Source organism: Thioalkalivibrio sp., assembly GCF_007692535.1.
Taxonomy (GTDB): domain Bacteria; phylum Pseudomonadota; class Gammaproteobacteria; order Ectothiorhodospirales; family Ectothiorhodospiraceae; genus Thioalkalivibrio.
Genome location: NZ_REBW01000202.1, coordinates 1 through 18,081 on the forward strand (window position 1 = coordinate 1; position 18,081 = coordinate 18,081).

The following is an 18,081-nucleotide window of genomic DNA, read 5'->3' on the forward strand; positions in this document are numbered from 1 at the left end:
TAACCCGACCTACAGAACTGGGCCGTCCTGTTTGGTAAAAAACGCTTTTCGACGCCATTGCGCGCGTCAGGCCGGCAGCGGGCCGGACGGATCGGCGAGGAGCATGCGGACGGGCTGCCCCGGCTCCAGCCACAGGAACGCGACCTGCCCGAAGTCCAGCGCGAGCCGGTTGAGCCGCTCCAGCCCGATCCCGGGTACCAGCAGGCTGGTTTCGTCCGGCCACGCCCCGGCAGGATCCGCCGCATAGCCGGCCAGGGCCGGCAGGCCCTCCGAGCGCAGCCGCCGGAAAAGGGCGTCGTGGCGGCGCAGGTTGTCCAGGATCGGCAGGCGCCGGCTGCCCGGGTTGAAGGCGCTCAGCCAGCCGGCAGCGCCGCTGTCGGCCAGCCAGGCCGCCAGCGGTGCCGGGGCCGGACGGTCGGGACGAAAGCGGCACAGGCGTGCCCCGATCGGCACCACGTACTCGGCGGCCCGATACGCCGCGAGCAACGCCGGATCCGGAACGCCGGGGCGCTCACCGGGCATCGCCGAAACCCTGCCCTGCCTGCGGTTCACCACTCCCGCGCAGGGCCTCGCCGAGCCCGCTGCCGCGCACGACCCGGCGCAGGATCGCCTGCTCGAGGACGCCGGCGCGCGGCTCGAGCAGCGTGAACCAGCGTCGCGCACGGGTGATCGCGGTGTACAGCAGTTCCCGGGTCAGAATGGGGCTCTCGCGGTCCGGAAGCAGCAGCGCGGCGTGGTCGAACTCGGAACCCTGGGCCTTGTGCACCGTCATTGCGTACACGGTCTCGATCTGGACCAGGCGGCTCGGCTGGATCCAGCGTACGCGTCCGCTGCCGTCGCCGACCGGGAAGGCGACGCGCAGCGCTCGCGTCGGCCGCCCGCCGGCGTCCCGCACCGGCATGGCCAGCGTCACGCCGATATCGCCGTTCATCAGGCCGAGACCATAGTCGTTGGCGGTGACGATCACCGGCCGGCCCGGGTACCAGACCCCGCCGCCGATAAGCCCCTGCGCGCGCAGCGCCGTCTCGGCCCGCCGGTTGAGACCCTCCACACCCCAGGGTCCATGGCGAACCGCGCACAGCAGCTGGAAGCCCGCGTGGGCTTCGAGCACCCTGCGCGCCCAGCTCTCGGCCGCGGCCGAATCGCCCTGGTCGCCGGGATCCTCCGCCGCCATCAGGCGCAGGTAATCCGCGTAGCCGCTCGGCCCGGCTCCGTCGGCGGCCGGCCGGAAGAACTCGGCGCCGCCATGCACCACGCAGCGCTCGAGTTCGGAAGCGTCGGCTCCTTGCAGCCGGATCCTCGCAAGATCGGCGAGCGGCCCACCATCGGCCGTGATCGCGTGCACGCCCTCGACATCGCCGGCATTGACCGCACGCGCGAGGCGACCGATGGCGCTGGCCTCGCCGAAGCGGTAGCTCTGCCGCAGCATCACGATGTGCTGGTCGAGGGGCATCCCCCCGGGATCCAGCGCCCATCCGGGGATCGCCTCGCCGGAGACCGCCTCCAGCCAGCCGGCGGTCGCCACCGTGTAGTGGCCGTCCCCGGCGCGGGCGCAGACCTCGCTCAGCACCGCCCCCGCCTCGACCGAGGCCAGCTGGTCGCGGTCGCCCAGCAGGATCAACCGGGCGGTCGGCGGCAGGGCCTGAAACACCGCGGTCATCAGCTCCAGATCCATCATCGACGCCTCGTCCACCACCAGCACATCCAGCGGCAGCGGGTTGGCCGGGTGATGCCGGAAGTGGCGCGTTCCGGGCCGGCTGCCGAGCAGGCGGTGCACCGTACTGACTTCGGTGGGGATCGCCGCACGGATCCGCACGCCGGTCGCGTCCTCCGGCAGGGGAAGCTGGTGCACCGCGCCGGCCACGGAGGCGTTCAATCGCGCCGCCGCCTTGCCGGTGGGCGCGGCCATCCGGATCCGCAACGGTGCCGCCGACCCCGTCTGCAGGTTCAGTGCCTGCAGCAGGGCGAGCAGGCGCACGACCGTGGTGGTCTTGCCGGTGCCCGGCCCGCCCGTGATCACCGCGAAGCTTCCGCCCGCGGCCAGCGCGCTGGCGACGCGCTGCCAATCGGTTGTCCCGGGTCGCACGGGTCCGAACAGCCGGTCCAGCCAACTGCGCATCAATGCCGGATCGAGGCCCGCGCGCAGTTCCCCGGTCGCCCCCAGGCGCTGATGCATTGCGGCTGCGATGCGCTGCTCGCATTCCCAGAAGCGCCGCAGGTACAGGCGACGCCCGGTGTGGACCAGCGGCGTACCGGCAACCCCGGGCCCAACGAGATCCTTGTGCTCCAGCGCCGCCGCCCAGCCGCTGGCCGTCAGGCCCCGCAGCAGGTCCCCCGGCCGTGCGAGGGACCGGTCCTGCAACGCGCCGTCGGGGGGCAGGGACAGGGTCCGGTCCGGATCGGCCAGGGCCGCGTCGAGGTCCAGGCAGACGTGTCCGCGCCCGAGCTGGTGGCTGGCCAGGGCCGCCCCGAGCAGCAGCAGCGGCGGGGCGTCCGGAACCTGCTCGTGGAGGAACCCCGCGAAGGCGCGGTCCAGTGCCCGCAGCCAGCCCTGCTCGACCCACTGCCCGAGCAGCTTCAGCAGGCCTTCCGCAGAATCCAGGGCCAGCGATTCCGGCACTGCGCTCATCGGTGACCCTCCTGGTCGGCATCCGGGGCCGACCGGACCATCTCGTCCAGCGCCTCGATCAGGGCGCGCGGGGGGCGTTCCAGGTGCAGCCCGCGGCTGGGTGCATCCAGCCCGCGCAGGAACCAGGTGACCGTGCCGCCGACGTGGCGATCGTAGTCGTAGTCCGGCAGCCGCGCGCGCAGCAACCGGTGCAGGGCCAGGCTGTACAGGACATACTGCAGGTCGTAGCGGCTCTCCAGCACCCGCTCGCGCATCCTCGCCGGGGCATAGTCTTCGGCGCGCGGACCCAGCCAGTTGGACTTGTAGTCCAGCGTGTAATAGCGGCCCTGGTGTTCGAAGACGAGATCGATGAAGCCCTTCAGCATGCCGTTGAGCAGCTGCGGCAGCACCTCGGGCCGTGGCGCGGCATCGAGCGTCAGCGCACACACGGCCCGGTCCAGGCGCCGGGCGTCCACCCAACGGGTCTCGAACCAGAACTCCATCTCGGGCTGGAAAACGACCAGGTCGCACAGCCGCAGCGGGCCGTCGGAAGCGGGCAATTCCAGCGGATCGGTCAGCAGCCGCATGAGCCATTCGGAAAGCGTCTCCACCCAGTGGTCCCAGCCGCGCCGGCGGCAGCGACGCGCCACGGTATCGCGCAGGCGTTCGGGGTCGCCTGCGATCGCGCCAAAGCCCTCCCCCGCCGCCCATTCCAGCAGGCCATGCAGGAAGGTGCCCGGCCCGGGTCCGCGCGGAAAACGGTGGAGCCCGGTTCCGGCAGGGACCGGCGCGCGGGTCTCGTCGACCGGGGGCTCATCGGCAGCCTCGCTGAAGCGGTCTTCCAGCGCCGTGTCGGCCGCCTGCGGGACCGCGGGCAGCCCGTGCCCGGACAACTCCCCGGTGCGCAGGGCGCTGTAACTCGCGATCCACCAATGCTCCCGGGCCGGTCGCGAAGGTTGCCGGGCCGCCCCCGGTGGCTGCGCGTCCGTGTCCGGCCGGTAGATCGTCTCCGTCGGCTCCGGGGCGGGCAGCACGGCAATCCCCGGCTCTTCGCCCGCCAGCGCCCGGAGCACGCCGGCCAGTTCCCCGGCGGGAATCTCGGCGCCGCCCGACAGCAGATGCCCGACCGCCGTCAGGTGCAGCTGATGGTTCCTGGCGTTGCCCAGGCGCAGCGGCCCGATCCCGAGCCAGCAGTGGTGCCGTGCCCGGGTCACCGCCACGTACAGCAGGCGCAGATCCTCGGCCAGCCGCTCGCGGTCGGCCTGCGTCAAATCGTCCTTGTCCGGATGCCAGCGGACCTGCAGGTGACCGTCGGCATCGTGCCAGGTCAGGGGCAGGCGCCTGGCATCCACCGGGCGGAACCCGCAGACGAAGGGCAGGAAGACCAGCGGGTACTGCAGGCCCTTGGCCTTGTGGATGGTGATCACCTGGACCAGGCCCTCGTCGCTCTCCAGGCGCAGGATCTGCTCGTCGGCGGCCGTGCCGTTGCCCTGCAGGTTCTCGGCGAGATACCGCACCAGGCCCTGCTCGCCATCGAGTTCGCCGGCGGCGGTCTGTAGCAATTCGCTCAGGTGCAGCAGGTTGGTCAGCACCCGCTCGCCGTCGGCGCGATGGAACAGGTCGCCGGGCAGCGCGAACTCGTGCAGCAACCGGCGCAGCATCGGCAGCACGCCCTGGTCGCGCCAGACCTGCCGGTATGCGCGAAACTGCAGGACCCGCTCCTCCCAGTGGGCCTCGTCGCTGTTGAGCCGGTCGAGTTCGTCGAGGCCGAGGTCCAGCGTGGCCGTTGCCAACGCTGCGCGCAGCAGCCGGTCCGACTCCGGCTCCGCGCAGGCGCGCAGCCAGCGCAGCACATCGGCCGCCTCCGGGGTGCCGAAGACGGATTCCCGGTCCGACATGTAGACGCTGCGCACGCCTCGCCTGCGCAGCGCCGACCGGATCGCGCCGGCCTCGTGCCGGTCACGGACCAGCACCGCGAAGTCCGCCGGCTGCAGGGGCTTAGGGCGCGCCTTCTCGTAGAAGCCGGCCTCCCCCCTGCGCCCGGCCTCGAGCAGCGACACCATCACGCTGGCGCAGCGCGCGGCCATCTGCCTGACGTATTCGCCCTTGGCGATGGATTCGGCATCGTCCAGGTGGGCCAGCGTCAGCGCCGGCAGATCCCTGCCTTCCACGCGCAGCACCTCGGGCCGCCCGGCCGCCTCCACCGGTTCGAAGGGCACGGGATTGAGGCCGTCGGCGGAACGGAACAGGAAGGCCCCCGGGGCATGGCTCTCGGCGTGCTCGAACAACCGGTTGCAGGCCGCCACGACCGCGGTCGAGGCACGGAAGTTGACCTTCAGCGTGTAATGACGGCCGGTGGTATCGAGGCGTGCCCGCAGGTAACTGTGGATGTCCGCGCCACGGAAGGAGTAGATCGACTGCTTGGGATCACCGATCAGGAACACGCCCTGCTCGGGGCGGTTCTCGGCCACCCGGTAGACGCGCTCGAAGATCCGGTACTGCACCGGGTCGGTGTCCTGGAACTCGTCGATCATCGCCACCGGGAACTGGGCGCGCATGGTCTCGGCCAGGCGCGCGCCGCCGGGCCCGGCCAGCGCGGCGTCCAGGCCGTTCAGCAGGTCGTCGAATCCGAGTTGCGCCCTGCGACGCTGCTCGCGCTCGAACCGGTCACGCACCCAGGCCGCAGCGTGACGCAGCACTGCCGCAGGCGTGTCGTCGACCGCGTCCGCAAACCCGTCGAGCCCGCGGAAGGCCGGATGCAGATCCGGCGGCAGCTCGCACCCCTTCTTCAGCCGCTCGCGCATGCCGGCCAGACTGAAGCGCAGCGACAAGGCCTTCTTCGGGTCGCCCGGCTGCGCCAGCACGGGGTCGATGGCCCAGTCGTGCATGTCAGCGAGCAGGCCTTCCGCACCTCGGTACTGGTTGCCGTTGAGCCCAGGCAATGCCGTGCGGAAACTTGCCGCCACGGCCTCGAAGTCGTCGCGCCAGGGCGCCTTGACGCTTTCCATTTGCGCCATACGGCGGTCCAGCAGCTCGTCCAGTTCGCTCACGGGCGCGGCGCGCGGCGTCTCCCTGGCCAGCAGGCTGCGGATTCGCCGGTCCAGGGCGTCGGGGTCGGGGCCCAGCATCGTGCGCAGCAGCGCCAGCCGTGCACCCTGCTGCGGATAGACCATGTGGCGCCAGTAATCGCGCACCGCCTCGGCACGCAGTTCGGACAGGTCGGTCTCCAGCTGCTGCTCGAACAGGCTGCCGCTGTCGAAGGCGTGCTCACGCAGCATGCGGTAGCACCAGCCGTGGATGGTCGACACCGCAGCCTCGTCCATCCACTCCGCGGCGAGTTCCAGCTGCCGGGCGCAACGGGCGCGCTCCAGCGGATCCGGGTAGTCGTCGAGCAGGCGCCGCAGCGCCGGGTCGGGTGCGTCGGAGGCATCCCCCCGAAAGTGCCGCGCCGCGCCCAGCAGGCGCTCGTGAATGCGCGCGCGCAGCTCCCGCGTCGCGGCATCGGTGAAGGTGACCACCAGGATGCGCGGCGGCAGCAGGGGCTCGGCAAAGGCCCGTTCGCCCCCGTGGCCCAGCACCAGCCGCAGATAAAGGGCCGCGATGGTGAAGGTCTTGCCGGTCCCGGCGCTGGCCTCGATCAGGCGGCTGCCGTACAGCGGGAGATCCGCCGGATCCTGCAACGCGATCGCCGTGTCAGCCGACGCCGAGGCTTCCGACTCCGCGTCCGGGACCCGGCTCATGGCTTCGCCTCGCCGCGCCCTACCGCATCGTACAGGGGCCGATACAGGACCTCGGTCCACTCTGCAAAGCCGCCGCCCTGGAACAGCGCCTCGGCGGTCGGGTAGATCCGGGCATGATAGGGACTGCGGCCCAGGTCGCCGCTGTGATGCTCACCGCCCTCGTACGCGCGGGTGGCCGGGTCTTCCGGATTCTTGCCGTCATTCTCCGCCTCCAGCCAGGCAAAGGCGGCCTGGCAGGCCGCCGGCAGCGGCCGCCGCTGCCCCTCGCGCCAGGCATCGACCAGTTGGCGCAGGTGTCCCGCGCATTCTTCCGCCGACAGCGGTGGAAGCCGCAGATCGGCGTCGATGCCGGCCAGCCAGGTGGTCATGCCGAACCCCGAGGCATTCGCCATCAAGTGGGTGACCCAGGGCTGCACCAGCGCGTCGTAGCGCCAGGCACCCTTGCTGCCCACCGTAAGCCGCCCGGGCCGGGTGCGCAGCAGGCAGGGCGCGCCGGCCGCGTCCGCGCGCAATCCGGCCAGGTCGCCCTCGACCACGATCCCGCCGTGCTCGAAGCCCAGCCGGCGCGAGCCATCCAGACGTTGCGGATGTGCCGCGATGAGTCGCTGGTGGCGCACCAGGAGCTCCTCGACCTCGCTACGCAGCTCTTCGGCGACGGCGGCGCCGATCCCGGCCAGGGGAAACCGGCCGGACCTGCGCAGGCCCGCCAGCGCCTCGTCCACGCGGTGGGGCCACCCGTCCGTTTCATCCGGCGACTCGAGCGCGGCGCCCACCAGCCGCTCGCGGACCTGCCACTGCGCCAGGCTGTCCAGTCCGAAGGGTTCCTGGTCCTCCGGCGCTGCATTCTCCTCGTCGAAATACACGCCGAGGCGGTGGTTGAAGAAGGCCCGAACCGGGTTTGCCAGGAAGGCGCCCAGGTCCTCCGGACGCAGCGGCCCATCGGGATCGCGGTCGGGCAACGGCCAGGATGCCACCTCCCGTGCCGGCGTCCTGTGGAACCCGGCCCACTCGCGGGCGTAGGTGAACCGTGGCCCGCGACCGTCGGCGGGAAAGTTCGCGCGGCTGAAGGGCTGCAACGGATGTTCGACGGTCAGCGCCCGCAGCAGGCCCGCGTCCTCGCCGCCGGCCCGACGCCACCCTGCGGCCAGATGGTCGCGCAGCTGGTTCACCAGCACCGACGGCGGCCGCTCGGAATTGTCGCGCACGCTGCGACCGACCCAGCTGATGTAGAGCGCCGCGCGCGCCGAGAGCAGGGCCTCGAGGAACAGGTACCGGTCGTCCTCGCGCCGGGACCGGTCACCGGGGCGGTAGTCGCGCGCCATCAGATCGAAGTCCATCGCCACCGGCACGCGGGGATAGTCGCCGTCGTTCATCCCCAGCAGGCAGACCAGCCGGAACGGGATCGCGCGCATCGGCATCAGGGTGCAGAAGTTCACCGCACCGCCGAGGAAGCGCTGCGACAGCCCCGGTTCGTCGACCGCCGCCAGCCAGCTCTCGCGCACGATCGTCAGCGGCAGCGGTGTGTCCAGACCCGCGAGCCTGCAGTCAGTCTCCCAGGCCTCCAGCGTCTCGTCGAGCCGGTTCAGCAGCCACTGCTCACGATCCTCCTCGACGGCAAAGAACGCGGCGAGCAACCCGCGCAAACGCTCGCCCCAGACCGCGGGGCTGGCATCCTCGCGCAGCCTGGACCACCACGCCTCCAGTGCGTCGAGCAGTGCATCGAGCTGCCCCACCAACGCGGCGTCGAGACCGCCGATCTCGTCATAGGGCTCGATACCGGCCCAGGCCTGCGCGGCGGAGGCCGGACCCGAGACGGCATACCCCAGCAGCATGCGGCGCAGCCCGAAACGCCAGCTGTTCTGCTCCATGCCGCGCGGGAGATCCAGGCTGGCGCGCTGCGCGGCGTCCAGCCCCCAACGGATTCCGGAACCCTCGACCCAGGCGTGCAGCCGATGCAGCTGCCCGGCGCCGATACCGAAGCGGCGGCGCAGCGCGGGGACCTCGAGCAGGTCCAGCAGGTCGCTCACCGCGAGGCGTGACTCCGGCAGCCCGAGCAGCTTCTCCAACGCCACCAGCAGCGGCTCGCGTCCGCGGCGGCTGCGGTCGGACAGCGTGAACGGGATGAAGCGCGGATCCGCGGGATCCAGTTGACCGAACACCGCCTGCACATGCGGCGCATAGGTCTCGACGTCGGGCACCATCACGATGATGTCGCGCGGGCGCAGGTCGGGCTCGCGCCGGAAGCGATCGAGCAGTTCATCGTGCAGGATCTCCACCTCCCGCTGCGGACCGTGCGCCACGTGGAAGCGCAGCGACCGATCCCGCTGCGGATCGACCGGCGGCCAGTGCGCCCGCGTCTCGGGCAGTGGCCGCAGTTCGCGGATGTCGTCCTGCAGCTGCCCGAGCAGCGTCGTGGCGTCGTGGGGTTCGAACAGGTCGATGCGCTGCCAGGGCAATGCCTCGAGCAGCGCCCGGTAGCGTTCGGGCTCGTCGTGCTCGTCGAGCAGACGGATGTAGTCGCGGCCCTGCTTGCCCCACGCCGCAAGCAGCGGATGGGCATGGTTGTGCAGTTCGAGATCGGTGAGCTCGGCGGGCATGCCGGGCTTGGATGCCTGCCGGCGGCGCGCGGCCCGCAGGAGGTCCCTGTCGGCGACGATGTCCGCCCAGAAGTGCTCGCAGGGGTTGTGCACGCAGAGCAGCACCTGGCTCACGCGGGCCAGGGCCTCGAGCGCCTCCAGGGCCTGCGCCGGCAGCGACGAGATCCCGAACACCACGATACGGCGCGGCAGGCCCGGTGGCCGCACGTTCAGCGCGCGCATCCGGGCGAGGAAACGCCGATGCACCTGCGCCCGGCTGTGGTCCCTCTCCGCGGGCGCCAGGTCGGCGAGCACGGCCCGCCACAGCGCCGGTTGCCACAGCTGCTCCGCGTCCAGCGAACGTGCCGCGCCGTGAACGTCACGCAGTTCGTCGCGCCCCGTGGCCCAGTCGGCCAGCCAGTCGGCGCGATACACCTGGTACTGGTCGAAGAGATCGGCCAGGCGGCCGGCGAGTTGCCAACGCTTGCGCAGGTCGGCGTCGTCGCCCAGAAACCGGGCCAGCGGCGCGAACAGGGGATCGTCGAGACATTCGGGCAGCAGGCGCATCAGGCGCCACGACAGCGCGGCCTTGGCGAACGGCGAGTCTGCGGGCACCTGCTCCGGACCCAGCGTCGAACGGTAGGCGTCCCAGAGAAAGCGCGCGGGCAGCTGGATGTCCAGCGCAGCAGCGATGCCACAGCCGCCGTCGTCTCCGCCCGGGTCACGGGCCAGCGCGAGCTTCAGCCACTGGGCGATCCCGTTGCTCTGGACCAGGATCGTCTCGTTCTCCAGGGGTGCCAGCGGGTACCGGCGCAACCACTCCACGGCCAGTGCCCGCAGATCCTGCATGCGGTTGCCGTGCACCACCATGAACCCGGGTTGCAGACCCTCCGCTGCGGTCATTTCAGGTCACCATTCCGGAACATCGGCCACGGGGACATGCCGGCGGCGCTTCGGGTCGGGCGCTCGCCGCGAGCGGGGTGGCTTCTTAGGGTCCGACCGCCCTCGGCGGACGCCGCTGGGGGCGCATCGAGGGTTTGCGTCCCTTCGAGCTCCTGCCGCCGCCGGGCCGACCCTCGCCCCCCGGGGCCGCGCCGTTCGGACGATTGCCCTTCTGCGCATCGCCGGCCTGGTTCACCGACGCCAGCGAGATCTCGAGTTCGTTCAGCTCCTCCCATTCGGCCTCGGTTCGCTTGTTGTCGGGAATCGCCAGCAATTCCTGCAGGCGACGACGCGGCGAGGCTACTTGAGGTTCGTTCATTACGGCGTTTTCTCCTTCATCTGGACGGGAAAGCACGGTCGCAGAACACGCGTCTGCATGAGGACCGGTCGGCATGAAAGCCGCATGGTTGCTTGAGGAGGCGGAGCACGGTTCCGAGGACCGGAGGGCATCATCAGGCCCTCGCTCTGCCGGCCACGCGCGGGTGGCGGCGTATCACTCCTGACCCTAGTGTAGCCCTGCGCGGGCCTAAAGCCCATAACCCCGCGCCACGAGGCGATAAGTACAGGTTGCCGCAAGCCTCCTGCGAGTGCAAAGTCGAGCCTGCCGTCGTGCTGCTCCCCCGGTCACGGCAGAACGCGCATCGGCGCTTCGGGCCGCGGCAGATCGGAGCCACCACGGCGCAGGGGCGAGATACCCGCAACCGGCTGCCCGCGGAAACCCACGGAGAAGTCGAGGCCGCTGCGGTCGCGGTCGATGAGGACGCGCTCGAACAACCCCAGGATCGGGTAGGCACCACAGGCCTCGCCCGGATCGCAGATCCGGCGGTCGTCGTTCATGTCCGTACCCGCCACGATCCGATACTCGCCCGCAGGCACCCGTTCGAACCGATACGGATACCTTCCGTCTTGCAGATCCACCCCCTGTTCGGCAATGGTGTCACCGTCTTCGTTCACCAGCAGGACGTAGAGCCGCCCGACGGTGTCCACGGTCAATTCGGGCGCCGCCTTGCGCAGCAGTACGCCGATGTTCAGCGCCTGCTCCGGTCCCCCTTCCACGTCGGCCTCCACCACGATCGATGCCTCGTATACGCCATCAGCAAGGGCCTCGCGGGAGACGTCCACGCGGTAGGAACCCAGACCGCTTTCATCGACATTCTGCGGGGCCACGGAGAGCCATTCAGGGCTGTCAGTCCATCGCGTGACCTGTAGCGACCCCCCGCCGGCGTTCCGCAGGGTAAATTCCAACGTGGTTTCCGTGAACCCGAAGTCCAGCCGCGCGGGCACGGCGGACAACCGCGGGGGGAAGTCTTCCAGTTCCCGAACGGCGCGCAGTGTGCTCAGCGCGTTGATCTGGCCCCAGCCCGTCTTCGGATCCTTTCCCGCGGGTTCGATGTCATCGGTCAGGAGGCCCTGGTCCAGCAGCCGCGCAAAGTCATCCGGGGTCAGATCCGGAACGACCGAACGGGCCAGCGCCGCCACTCCCGAGGCGACGGCCGTCGCCATCGAGGTGCCCTGGTAGAAGGCATAGGCCGACCTGGGGGTGCCGCTGGCGTCATCGACCAGGGTACTCAGGATTCCGTCGGGGTAGCCGTCACCCGTCCTGTCGACGCGCATGTCGCCCCCGGGCGCGACGAAGTCGAGTTCGGGGCCAAAGCTGCTGTAGGGCGCGCGCCTGTTGATCGCATCGGTCGCCCCGACCGCGAAGACGGCGTCATAGGCGGCGGGAAACCCGACCGCTCCGCCGTCGTTACCAGAGGCTGCGATCACGAAGATGCCGCGGCCGCGGATGTCCCGATAGAGATCTCGCTGCGCCTCCACGAAGGTACCGCCACCCAGGCTGAGGTTGATCACGTCGGCTGGACGGTCAGGCACCGTCCCCGAATCGTTGGCGAGCCCGGCCGAATAGCGGATCCCCTGCAAGGTGTCGTACAGGCGGCCGCCGCCTTCCCCCAGGGTACGGACCGGCAGGATTTTCGCACCCCAGGACACCCCGGCCACGCCCCTGGCGTTATCGGTCGCGGCCGCTGCAGTGCCCGCAACATGCGTCCCATGCCAGGTGCTTTGACCCGGTTGCGACGAATCGCCGGGGTCATCGCCGCCGGGTTGCATCCGTATGAAGTCGTACCCCGTCAGGAGCTTCCCTTGCAGGTCCTCGTGGTTCCGGAAGACCCCGGTATCGACCACCGCGATGATCATTTCTTTATCCGGGGCGCGTCCGGTGCTGAGATCCCAGGCCGCAGGCAGATCGATGTTCGCGTGGAACCACTGCAACCCCTGGAAGGGATCGTCCGGCAGTAACTTGGGGCGGACGATGAAGTTGGGGGACACCGCAGCCATCTCGGGCCTCTGACGCAATGCCTTCACGGCCAGCAGTGTCTGGTAACGGGCCTCGAGCTCGGGACTGGCCCAGCGCCGGTCTTCCCGCACCACGGGCCGCCAACCCGACAGCAACTGCAGGACCTGCCTCTCCTGTCCTTCGGGCATGCGCCAGAGCTGTTCGCGGGCGGCGTGTCCGGCCACGGCCTGCAGGCCCAGGCTCTGCGCTTCAACCGCTGCCGGGCCCACCAGCCCGGGACGGGTACGGACGATGATGTCACCGGCAACGAACTCGTCGGAGACCCTGGGGCCCCGGTGCGTCTCGAGCGCCAGCGAAGGGGTCGTCTCGAGCCTCAGTGTGTAGTTCGTAAGGCCCGAAACGGCGCGGACCTCGACGAATCGGGCCCCCTCGGGCGCGACCAGGCTCAGGCTTGCGCGAGACGCCAGCAAATCCTTCGCAGGCAACACCGACGCGTCCATCCGATCGCCGTCCTCATCGAGCAAAAGGAGCTGGAGATCCACGCCAGCGGAATCCGGATATTCGAGTATGATCTGCTGGCCAGCCTGCAGCTGAACCTGATACACATCGGATGCGTCACCATCCGCGCCAAAGCGGCTGTCAGTCCCCGGCGCAGCCACGAACCCGCCGATGATCGCCGGTGCGACAACCGCCTGAGCCTCGTCGGGATCGTTGTTCCGGACCGCGGGTGTTTCCGGGTCGTTCGTGTCGGAATCGACGCGATTCAGTGCATCGGGCGTGATCACGCCCGTCACGGTGAACCGTTCGGCACTCCCGCTCCCACACGCGGCGAGCAGGAGGCTCAGCAATACCGCTGTGACCGCAACCCTGATCGCGTCGCTGAAACCCATTGAGCAGCCCTTCATGCAAAAAAATTGACGTGCCGTCGTGCAGCGACGACTCCCGCGGGAAGACTACCCGATCCTGGACTTTTGGAGGAGTTCGCTTGCCCGCGGTTCCATGCAGGCCGTATGTTCACGCTGATGAGTGACCCAGAGCCCCCGTCGTCGGCCCGCGATCGGCACCACGTCCTCGACCGGCTGTTGCCCGCGCTTGTCTGGCCACTGCTGGGCGTATCCGCGCTTTGGCTGGTCGCCGCGGTGCAGTGGCTGACCGGCATCAGCTATGTCTGGCTTGGGGTCTTCCCGCGCACCCTCACGGGTCTGCCCGGCGTAGTGACCGCACCCTTGATCCACGAGTCCTGGAACCACCTGCTGGCCAATACTGCGCCACTGCTCGGGCTTGGCATCATCGCGATGTACGGCTACCCGCGAGCCACCCGTCAAGCGGTTCCGCTGATCTGGATCCTCAGCGGCCTGGGCGTCTGGCTGCTGGGGCGCGCGAGCTTCCACATCGGCATCAGCGGCCTGACCCATGGCCTGATGTTCTTTGTCGTGATGATCGGGCTCCTCCGCCGCGACGTCGTGTCCATCGCCCTCGCGCTGATCGTCGCCCTGCTCTTCGGCGGCATGGCGTCCGGTGTCGTTCCGCGCGAGCCCGCGGTCTCCTTCGAGTACCACCTCTTCGGTGCGATCGCCGGGATCCTGTCCGCGGTTGCGCTGCACAGACTCGACCCGAAGCTGCCCGAAAAGGAACATGAGCGCGCGCCGCCGGACGACGATGGCCCACCCGACGGCGGAACTGCGGATACCAATCCCTGGATCGGCACCCCGGACAACGACGAGGACCGCAACAGGCGTGACTGAGCCAGCGTCGCTGCGCCGTTCAGTCGGCCGGGGGCACCCGGTTCTCGATCGGATCCAGTTCGCGAAGATAGACCACCAGCGCGCGCCGGTCTTCGTCGGTCAGGTGGCTCGTGCCTTCCCCGATCACATCGCCCATCGCGCCGCCGGCGAAATCCCCGTCCGGGTCCATGCCCATGTCGAGGTAACGCATCAGGTGCCTCGGGCTCCAGCGCCCGATGCCGGTCTCGCGGTCCGGGGTGATGTTGGGAGCGGCGTCACCGTCGCCCATCCGGGCGCCGGAGTACAGCCGCTCCGGATCCAGGCCGCCGGTCCGGGTCCGCGGCGAGTGGCATTCCGCGCAGTGTGCCAGGGCCCCGGACAGGTAGGCGCCGCGGTTCCACTCCTCGGTAGCGTCCGGGCGCGGCTCGAATTCGGCGGGGCGGAAGTGCAGGAACTTCCAGACGCGCAGGCCCGGACGGAAGCGCGCATACCAGACGAGTTCGTGAGCGCGGTCTTCCAGCCGGACCGGTTCGACCGTCTGCAGGTACGCCCACAGGGCGGCAATGTCCTCGGAACGCATCCGCGTGTAGGACGTGTAGGGAAAGGCGGGATAATAGTGCCGCCCCCCGGGACTGATTCCATGCCGGAGCGCGCGGGCGAAGTCGTCCTCGCTCCAGCCGCCAATCCCGGTTTCGGGGTCGGGCGTGATGTTGGGTCCGTAGAAGGTCCCGAACGGGCTCTCGATGGCCCGCCCCCCGGCCAGGAAGGGTGCGTCGTCGGCCTTTTCCGTGTGGCAGGAGACGCAGCCGCCGGCGCGCAGCAGGTACTCCCCCTGACGCACCTGTTCGGAGACGCCGTCATCGTCTGAGGACTGCGCGGAGCCAGGCCCGAAAACGAGAAGAAACGGGAACAGGAGCGTGGCCACCATCAGCCGGCGCCCCCGACCCACTCGACGAACGAGGGGCACCACTCGCCCGATCAGTCGCGGCGACGGAAGTCTTCGTGACAGGAGCGGCAGGACTGACCGAGCGTGCGGAATCCGGCCATGATCTCCGCATCGTCGCCCTGCTCGACGGCCTCGTGCAGGGCGACCGCCGCCTCATGGCTCTCGCGTGAAAGCTCGGCATACTTCTCGACATCCTCCCAGACCGATGGCAGTGCATCGGTTTCGCCGAAGTCCGAGCCCTCCGGGAACAGCGCCGGAATATCCACCGTGGCGTCAGCGATATAGCGCGTGTGCGTGCTCAGATTGTCGCGGAAGGGCGCCCCGTCGACGACGATGGCCGCGGTCGCCGCCATGTTCCCACCCAGCGCCCGCATCAGGCCCTGCCGGTAGTCGATGGTGACCTCGGCGCCGTCGTCGAATGAGTGCACCGGACCGGATGCCACCAGACCAAGGACGATCGCGGCGCCGAAAAAGAGGTTCCTGGAATTCACGAGCATTGGATACATGGGTCATTCCTCCGGTTGGGGTGACGATGCGCCTCTCGGCAAAACCCGCTCGCTTGGCGGTGGCCACATGCCGAAGGCGCATGACGCGGCTCCATCATTTCTCGCAACGGGGCGAGCAGAACCTTGGGGGCAGAGGCGGGACCGAAACACCCCAAGAGAGCAGAACGTTATCCCCGGCCCAAAGCGGCGTCAACCTGGGGTCCAGGCGGGCGGCATTGTCCGCGATCGGACGGACCACGCGGATCGGCGCAATGGTGCGCCCACCCGTCAAGGGTGGGCAAGGACCCTGAGCGTGCGGGTCACCGGAAAGGCGACATCGGCATCAGGCTCTCCGGCCGGGTGAACCGGTTGATGTCCACGGACATGCGCCCCATCGTGCCGGTCATCTCGGCCATGGAGCGGTTCATGTGCGACATCGAGCTGTTCATCGTCCCGATGTTGCCCGCCATGCCGCGAATGTTCACTGCCAGGTCGCTCATGTTCTCGCTCATGCTGCGCACGTCGGTCGCCATCAACTCCATGCCCACGCGCACCCGGTTGAAGTCCGCCGACATCCCCGCCTGGCCCTCCACCATGCTATCGGCCATCACCTCCATGCGCCCGGCCATGAAGGTCATGTCCTCGGCCATCGTCGACACGTCCAGACCCATCTGCGTTACCGCCTTGGTCATCGTGCTCATGTCGCGACCCATGTTGAACATGAACAGGCCCATGCCCAGAAAGGCCAACGCCACCCCCACCAACAATACCCCCACCCCGGTCACCCGGGCCGCCGCGATCATCTTCGGATTGGGCGGTTGCGCGGTCTTCTGGTCGGACATCGTGCTCCTCCTTCGGGGCCTCGTTATCGTCATTGCTCCTGCGGTACCGGGGACCCGCCTCGCAACGGTCCGCGGCAATCCCGTCGACTTGATCGCCGGTCCGGGCGCGCCGGGACCGGCGGCCGGCCGGACCTCCGGAAGCCGTTGGCCAGCATCCGCATCCGGCGGCAAGCAGCAAACCATCAGAGTGTAGTGGAGTTTGCCCCCGACCGAGAGGATTTGGGGAGCAACGAAAGGGGCTCTGGAGTACGGCGGCTTGCCGCCGCTTTCGTCCCCGCCAACGGCTGAGCCCAACAGCGGGAGCAGGCTCCCGCGCTCCACAGGCGCTGCGTGTTCCCAAGGGGCTCTGGCAGTACTCGCAACGCGTTCGGCGATCGGACACACTTGCGCGGGCTTCCGACACGGATCGCCGGCTGAAACCCGAGGCACATGATCGTGGATCTGTTGTGGCAATACACGCTGGTTTTTCTGGCCGCGGCGACGCCGTGGCTGGAGATCGTTCTCGTGATCCCGGTCGCCATCGGCCTGGGGCTGTCCCCGATCCCGGTGACCGTGATCAGCTTCGTCGGCAACGCGCTGCCCGTGTTCGGCATCGTCGCGCTGTTCCGCGAGTGGGAGCGGCGGAGGGGACCGGTGCGCAGGAACTGGAGTCCGCGCGCGCGCCGCGTCTGGGACCGCTACGGGCTGCCGGGTATCGCGCTCGCCGGCCCGGCCGTCACCGGCATCCACCTGGCCGCGGTGATGGCGCTCGCGCTGCAGGCGGACCGCCGGCGCACAGCCCTGTGGATGACCCTGAGCCTCGGCATCTGGTCGGTGATCACCCTGCTCGTCACTCTTGCCGGCTTCGAGGGGTTCCGTTGGCTCTTCGGGGATCACTGAGCTACCCTGCCGATCGTCACTCGAAAACCCATGTGCGCAGGTTGCGCTGGGGATTACGGCCGGGGGCCACCCCTACCGGGGGTGGTCTTGAGGAGAGGCTCCGGGCGCGAAATGTGCATGCTTCGACTGCATCAATAGGGCAGACAGGCCCGGAACCTGAAACATCGCCGCCCGCTGGTGCAGCACCCGCTCCGGTTCGGTGCAGCCTGCACCAGAACGGTTCGCTGCCAGGGGCCACCCTTTGCCGGGCACGCATGCGTGCGTGGGCCGTTGCGACCCCGACGGCCGACCGAGACTCACTGTGCCACCCGACCGATTCCCGTTTTCTCGCTCCCCACCTTCCAATACGAGGTAAAGCATGAACCGACCCGAGACCCAGAACCCCGAACTCCGTGCCTGGGTGGATGAAGTCGCCACCCTCTGCGAACCCGATCGCGTCCAGTGGTGCGACGGTTCCCAGGAAGAATACGACCGGCTGACGGCGGAACTGGTGGAGGCCGGAACCTTCAGGCCGCTGGATCCGCTGAAATGGCCGGGCTGCTTCGCCGCCCGCAGCGACCCCAGCGACGTCGCCCGCGTCGAAGACCGCACCTACGTCTGCAGCGTGAACAAGAAGGACGCCGGCCCGACCAACAACTGGGTCCCGCCGCGCGAGATGAAGAAAACGCTGAAGGGCCTGTTCGCAGGCTGCATGCGCGGGCGCACGATGTACGTGATCCCGTTCAGTATGGGCCCACTGGGCTCCCCCATCGCCCAGATCGGGGTCGAACTCAGCGATTCCCCCTACGTCGTGGTGAACATGCGCATCATGACGCGCATGGGCAGCGCCGTGCTCGACGTGCTCGGTGACGGGTCGTTCGTGAAATGCCTGCACAGCGTCGGCGCGCCGCTGGAACAGGGTCAGAAGGACGTGTCCTGGCCCTGCAACCCCGAGACCAAGTACATCGTCCACTACCCCGAGGAGAAGAGCATCGTCTCCTACGGCAGCGGCTACGGCGGCAACGCGCTGCTCGGCAAGAAGTGCTTCGCGCTGCGCATCGCCT

The 18,081-nt window shown here is 69.4% G+C and carries 11 protein-coding genes and 1 pseudogene; 3 read left to right on the forward strand and 9 right to left on the reverse strand.

Features of this window, described 5'->3' with window-relative positions:
- Nucleotides 1-66 precede the first annotated feature (66 nt).
- The 6 genes from EA346_RS11745 to EA346_RS11770 form a co-directional block, all read right to left on the reverse strand.
- On the reverse strand, nt 67-522 hold the full coding sequence (locus EA346_RS11745; protein ID WP_296758786.1) for a DUF3293 domain-containing protein: 456 nt from the start codon (nt 520-522) through the stop codon (nt 67-69).
- A complete protein-coding gene (recD, locus tag EA346_RS11750) occupies nt 512-2,629 on the reverse strand; it encodes an exodeoxyribonuclease V subunit alpha (RefSeq protein WP_296758789.1) in 2,118 nt (705 codons plus the stop codon). Before recD ends, EA346_RS11745 begins: the two co-directional genes overlap by 11 nt.
- Nucleotides 2,626-6,348, reverse strand: a complete 3,723-nt coding sequence (gene recB, locus EA346_RS11755; protein ID WP_296758791.1) for an exodeoxyribonuclease V subunit beta — start codon at nt 6,346-6,348, stop codon at nt 2,626-2,628. The genes recD and recB overlap by 4 nt, the downstream gene beginning before the upstream one ends.
- The gene (recC, locus tag EA346_RS11760; protein ID WP_296758793.1) at nt 6,345-9,827 is read right to left on the reverse strand and encodes an exodeoxyribonuclease V subunit gamma; all 3,483 of its coding nucleotides are present in this window, start codon (nt 9,825-9,827) and stop codon (nt 6,345-6,347) included. The genes recB and recC overlap by 4 nt, the downstream gene beginning before the upstream one ends.
- An 85-nt stretch (nt 9,828-9,912) precedes the next feature.
- Nucleotides 9,913-10,185, reverse strand: coding sequence for a hypothetical protein (locus EA346_RS11765; RefSeq protein ID WP_296758796.1), 273 nt, complete (start codon nt 10,183-10,185; stop codon nt 9,913-9,915).
- 305 nt (nt 10,186-10,490) lie between these two features.
- Complete coding sequence (locus EA346_RS11770; protein WP_296758798.1) at nt 10,491-13,052, reverse strand: S8 family serine peptidase; 2,562 nt, start codon at nt 13,050-13,052, stop codon at nt 10,491-10,493.
- 132 nt (nt 13,053-13,184) lie between these two features.
- Between EA346_RS11770 and EA346_RS11775 the strand changes: the two genes are divergently transcribed.
- The gene (locus tag EA346_RS11775) at nt 13,185-13,907 is read left to right on the forward strand and encodes a rhomboid family intramembrane serine protease (protein WP_296758799.1); all 723 of its coding nucleotides are present in this window, start codon (nt 13,185-13,187) and stop codon (nt 13,905-13,907) included.
- 19 nt (nt 13,908-13,926) lie between these two features.
- Here EA346_RS11775 and EA346_RS11780 read toward each other — a convergent pair whose 3' ends face one another.
- From EA346_RS11780 to EA346_RS11790, 3 genes are all read right to left on the reverse strand, one after another.
- The gene (locus EA346_RS11780; protein ID WP_296758802.1) at nt 13,927-14,814 is read right to left on the reverse strand and encodes a cytochrome c; all 888 of its coding nucleotides are present in this window, start codon (nt 14,812-14,814) and stop codon (nt 13,927-13,929) included.
- Nucleotides 14,815-14,864: 50 nt separating this feature from the next.
- Complete coding sequence (locus EA346_RS11785) at nt 14,865-15,329, reverse strand: cytochrome c (protein WP_296758805.1); 465 nt, start codon at nt 15,327-15,329, stop codon at nt 14,865-14,867.
- Between the two features lie 308 nt (nt 15,330-15,637).
- On the reverse strand, nt 15,638-16,159 hold the full coding sequence (locus EA346_RS11790) for an LPXTG cell wall surface anchor family - like protein (protein WP_296758804.1): 522 nt from the start codon (nt 16,157-16,159) through the stop codon (nt 15,638-15,640).
- Between the two features lie 435 nt (nt 16,160-16,594).
- Here EA346_RS11790 and EA346_RS11795 point away from each other — a divergent pair, with 435 nt between their 5' ends.
- Complete coding sequence (locus EA346_RS11795; RefSeq protein ID WP_296758808.1) at nt 16,595-17,038, forward strand: small multi-drug export protein; 444 nt, start codon at nt 16,595-16,597, stop codon at nt 17,036-17,038.
- A gap of 358 nt (nt 17,039-17,396) precedes the next feature.
- Nucleotides 17,397-18,081 (forward strand): annotated as a pseudogene (locus EA346_RS11800) (phosphoenolpyruvate carboxykinase); the annotation flags it as partial.

Bases quoted from the DNA above. Each gene is read 5' to 3' on its own strand.
- EA346_RS11745 (WP_296758786.1), bottom strand. From the start codon at position 522: ATGCCCGGTGAGCGCCCCGGCGTTCCGGATCCGGCGTTGCTCGCGGCG.
- recD (WP_296758789.1), bottom strand. From the start codon at position 2,629: ATGAGCGCAGTGCCGGAATCGCTGGCCCTGGATTCTGCGGAAGGCCTG.
- recB (WP_296758791.1), bottom strand. From the start codon at position 6,348: ATGAGCCGGGTCCCGGACGCGGAGTCGGAAGCCTCGGCGTCGGCTGAC.
- recC (WP_296758793.1), bottom strand. From the start codon at position 9,827: ATGACCGCAGCGGAGGGTCTGCAACCCGGGTTCATGGTGGTGCACGGC.
- EA346_RS11765 (WP_296758796.1), bottom strand. From the start codon at position 10,185: ATGAACGAACCTCAAGTAGCCTCGCCGCGTCGTCGCCTGCAGGAATTG.
- EA346_RS11770 (WP_296758798.1), bottom strand. From the start codon at position 13,052: ATGGGTTTCAGCGACGCGATCAGGGTTGCGGTCACAGCGGTATTGCTG.
- EA346_RS11775 (WP_296758799.1), top strand. From the start codon at position 13,185: ATGAGTGACCCAGAGCCCCCGTCGTCGGCCCGCGATCGGCACCACGTC.
- EA346_RS11780 (WP_296758802.1), bottom strand. From the start codon at position 14,814: ATGGTGGCCACGCTCCTGTTCCCGTTTCTTCTCGTTTTCGGGCCTGGC.
- EA346_RS11785 (WP_296758805.1), bottom strand. From the start codon at position 15,329: ATGCTCGTGAATTCCAGGAACCTCTTTTTCGGCGCCGCGATCGTCCTT.
- EA346_RS11790 (WP_296758804.1), bottom strand. From the start codon at position 16,159: ATGTCCGACCAGAAGACCGCGCAACCGCCCAATCCGAAGATGATCGCG.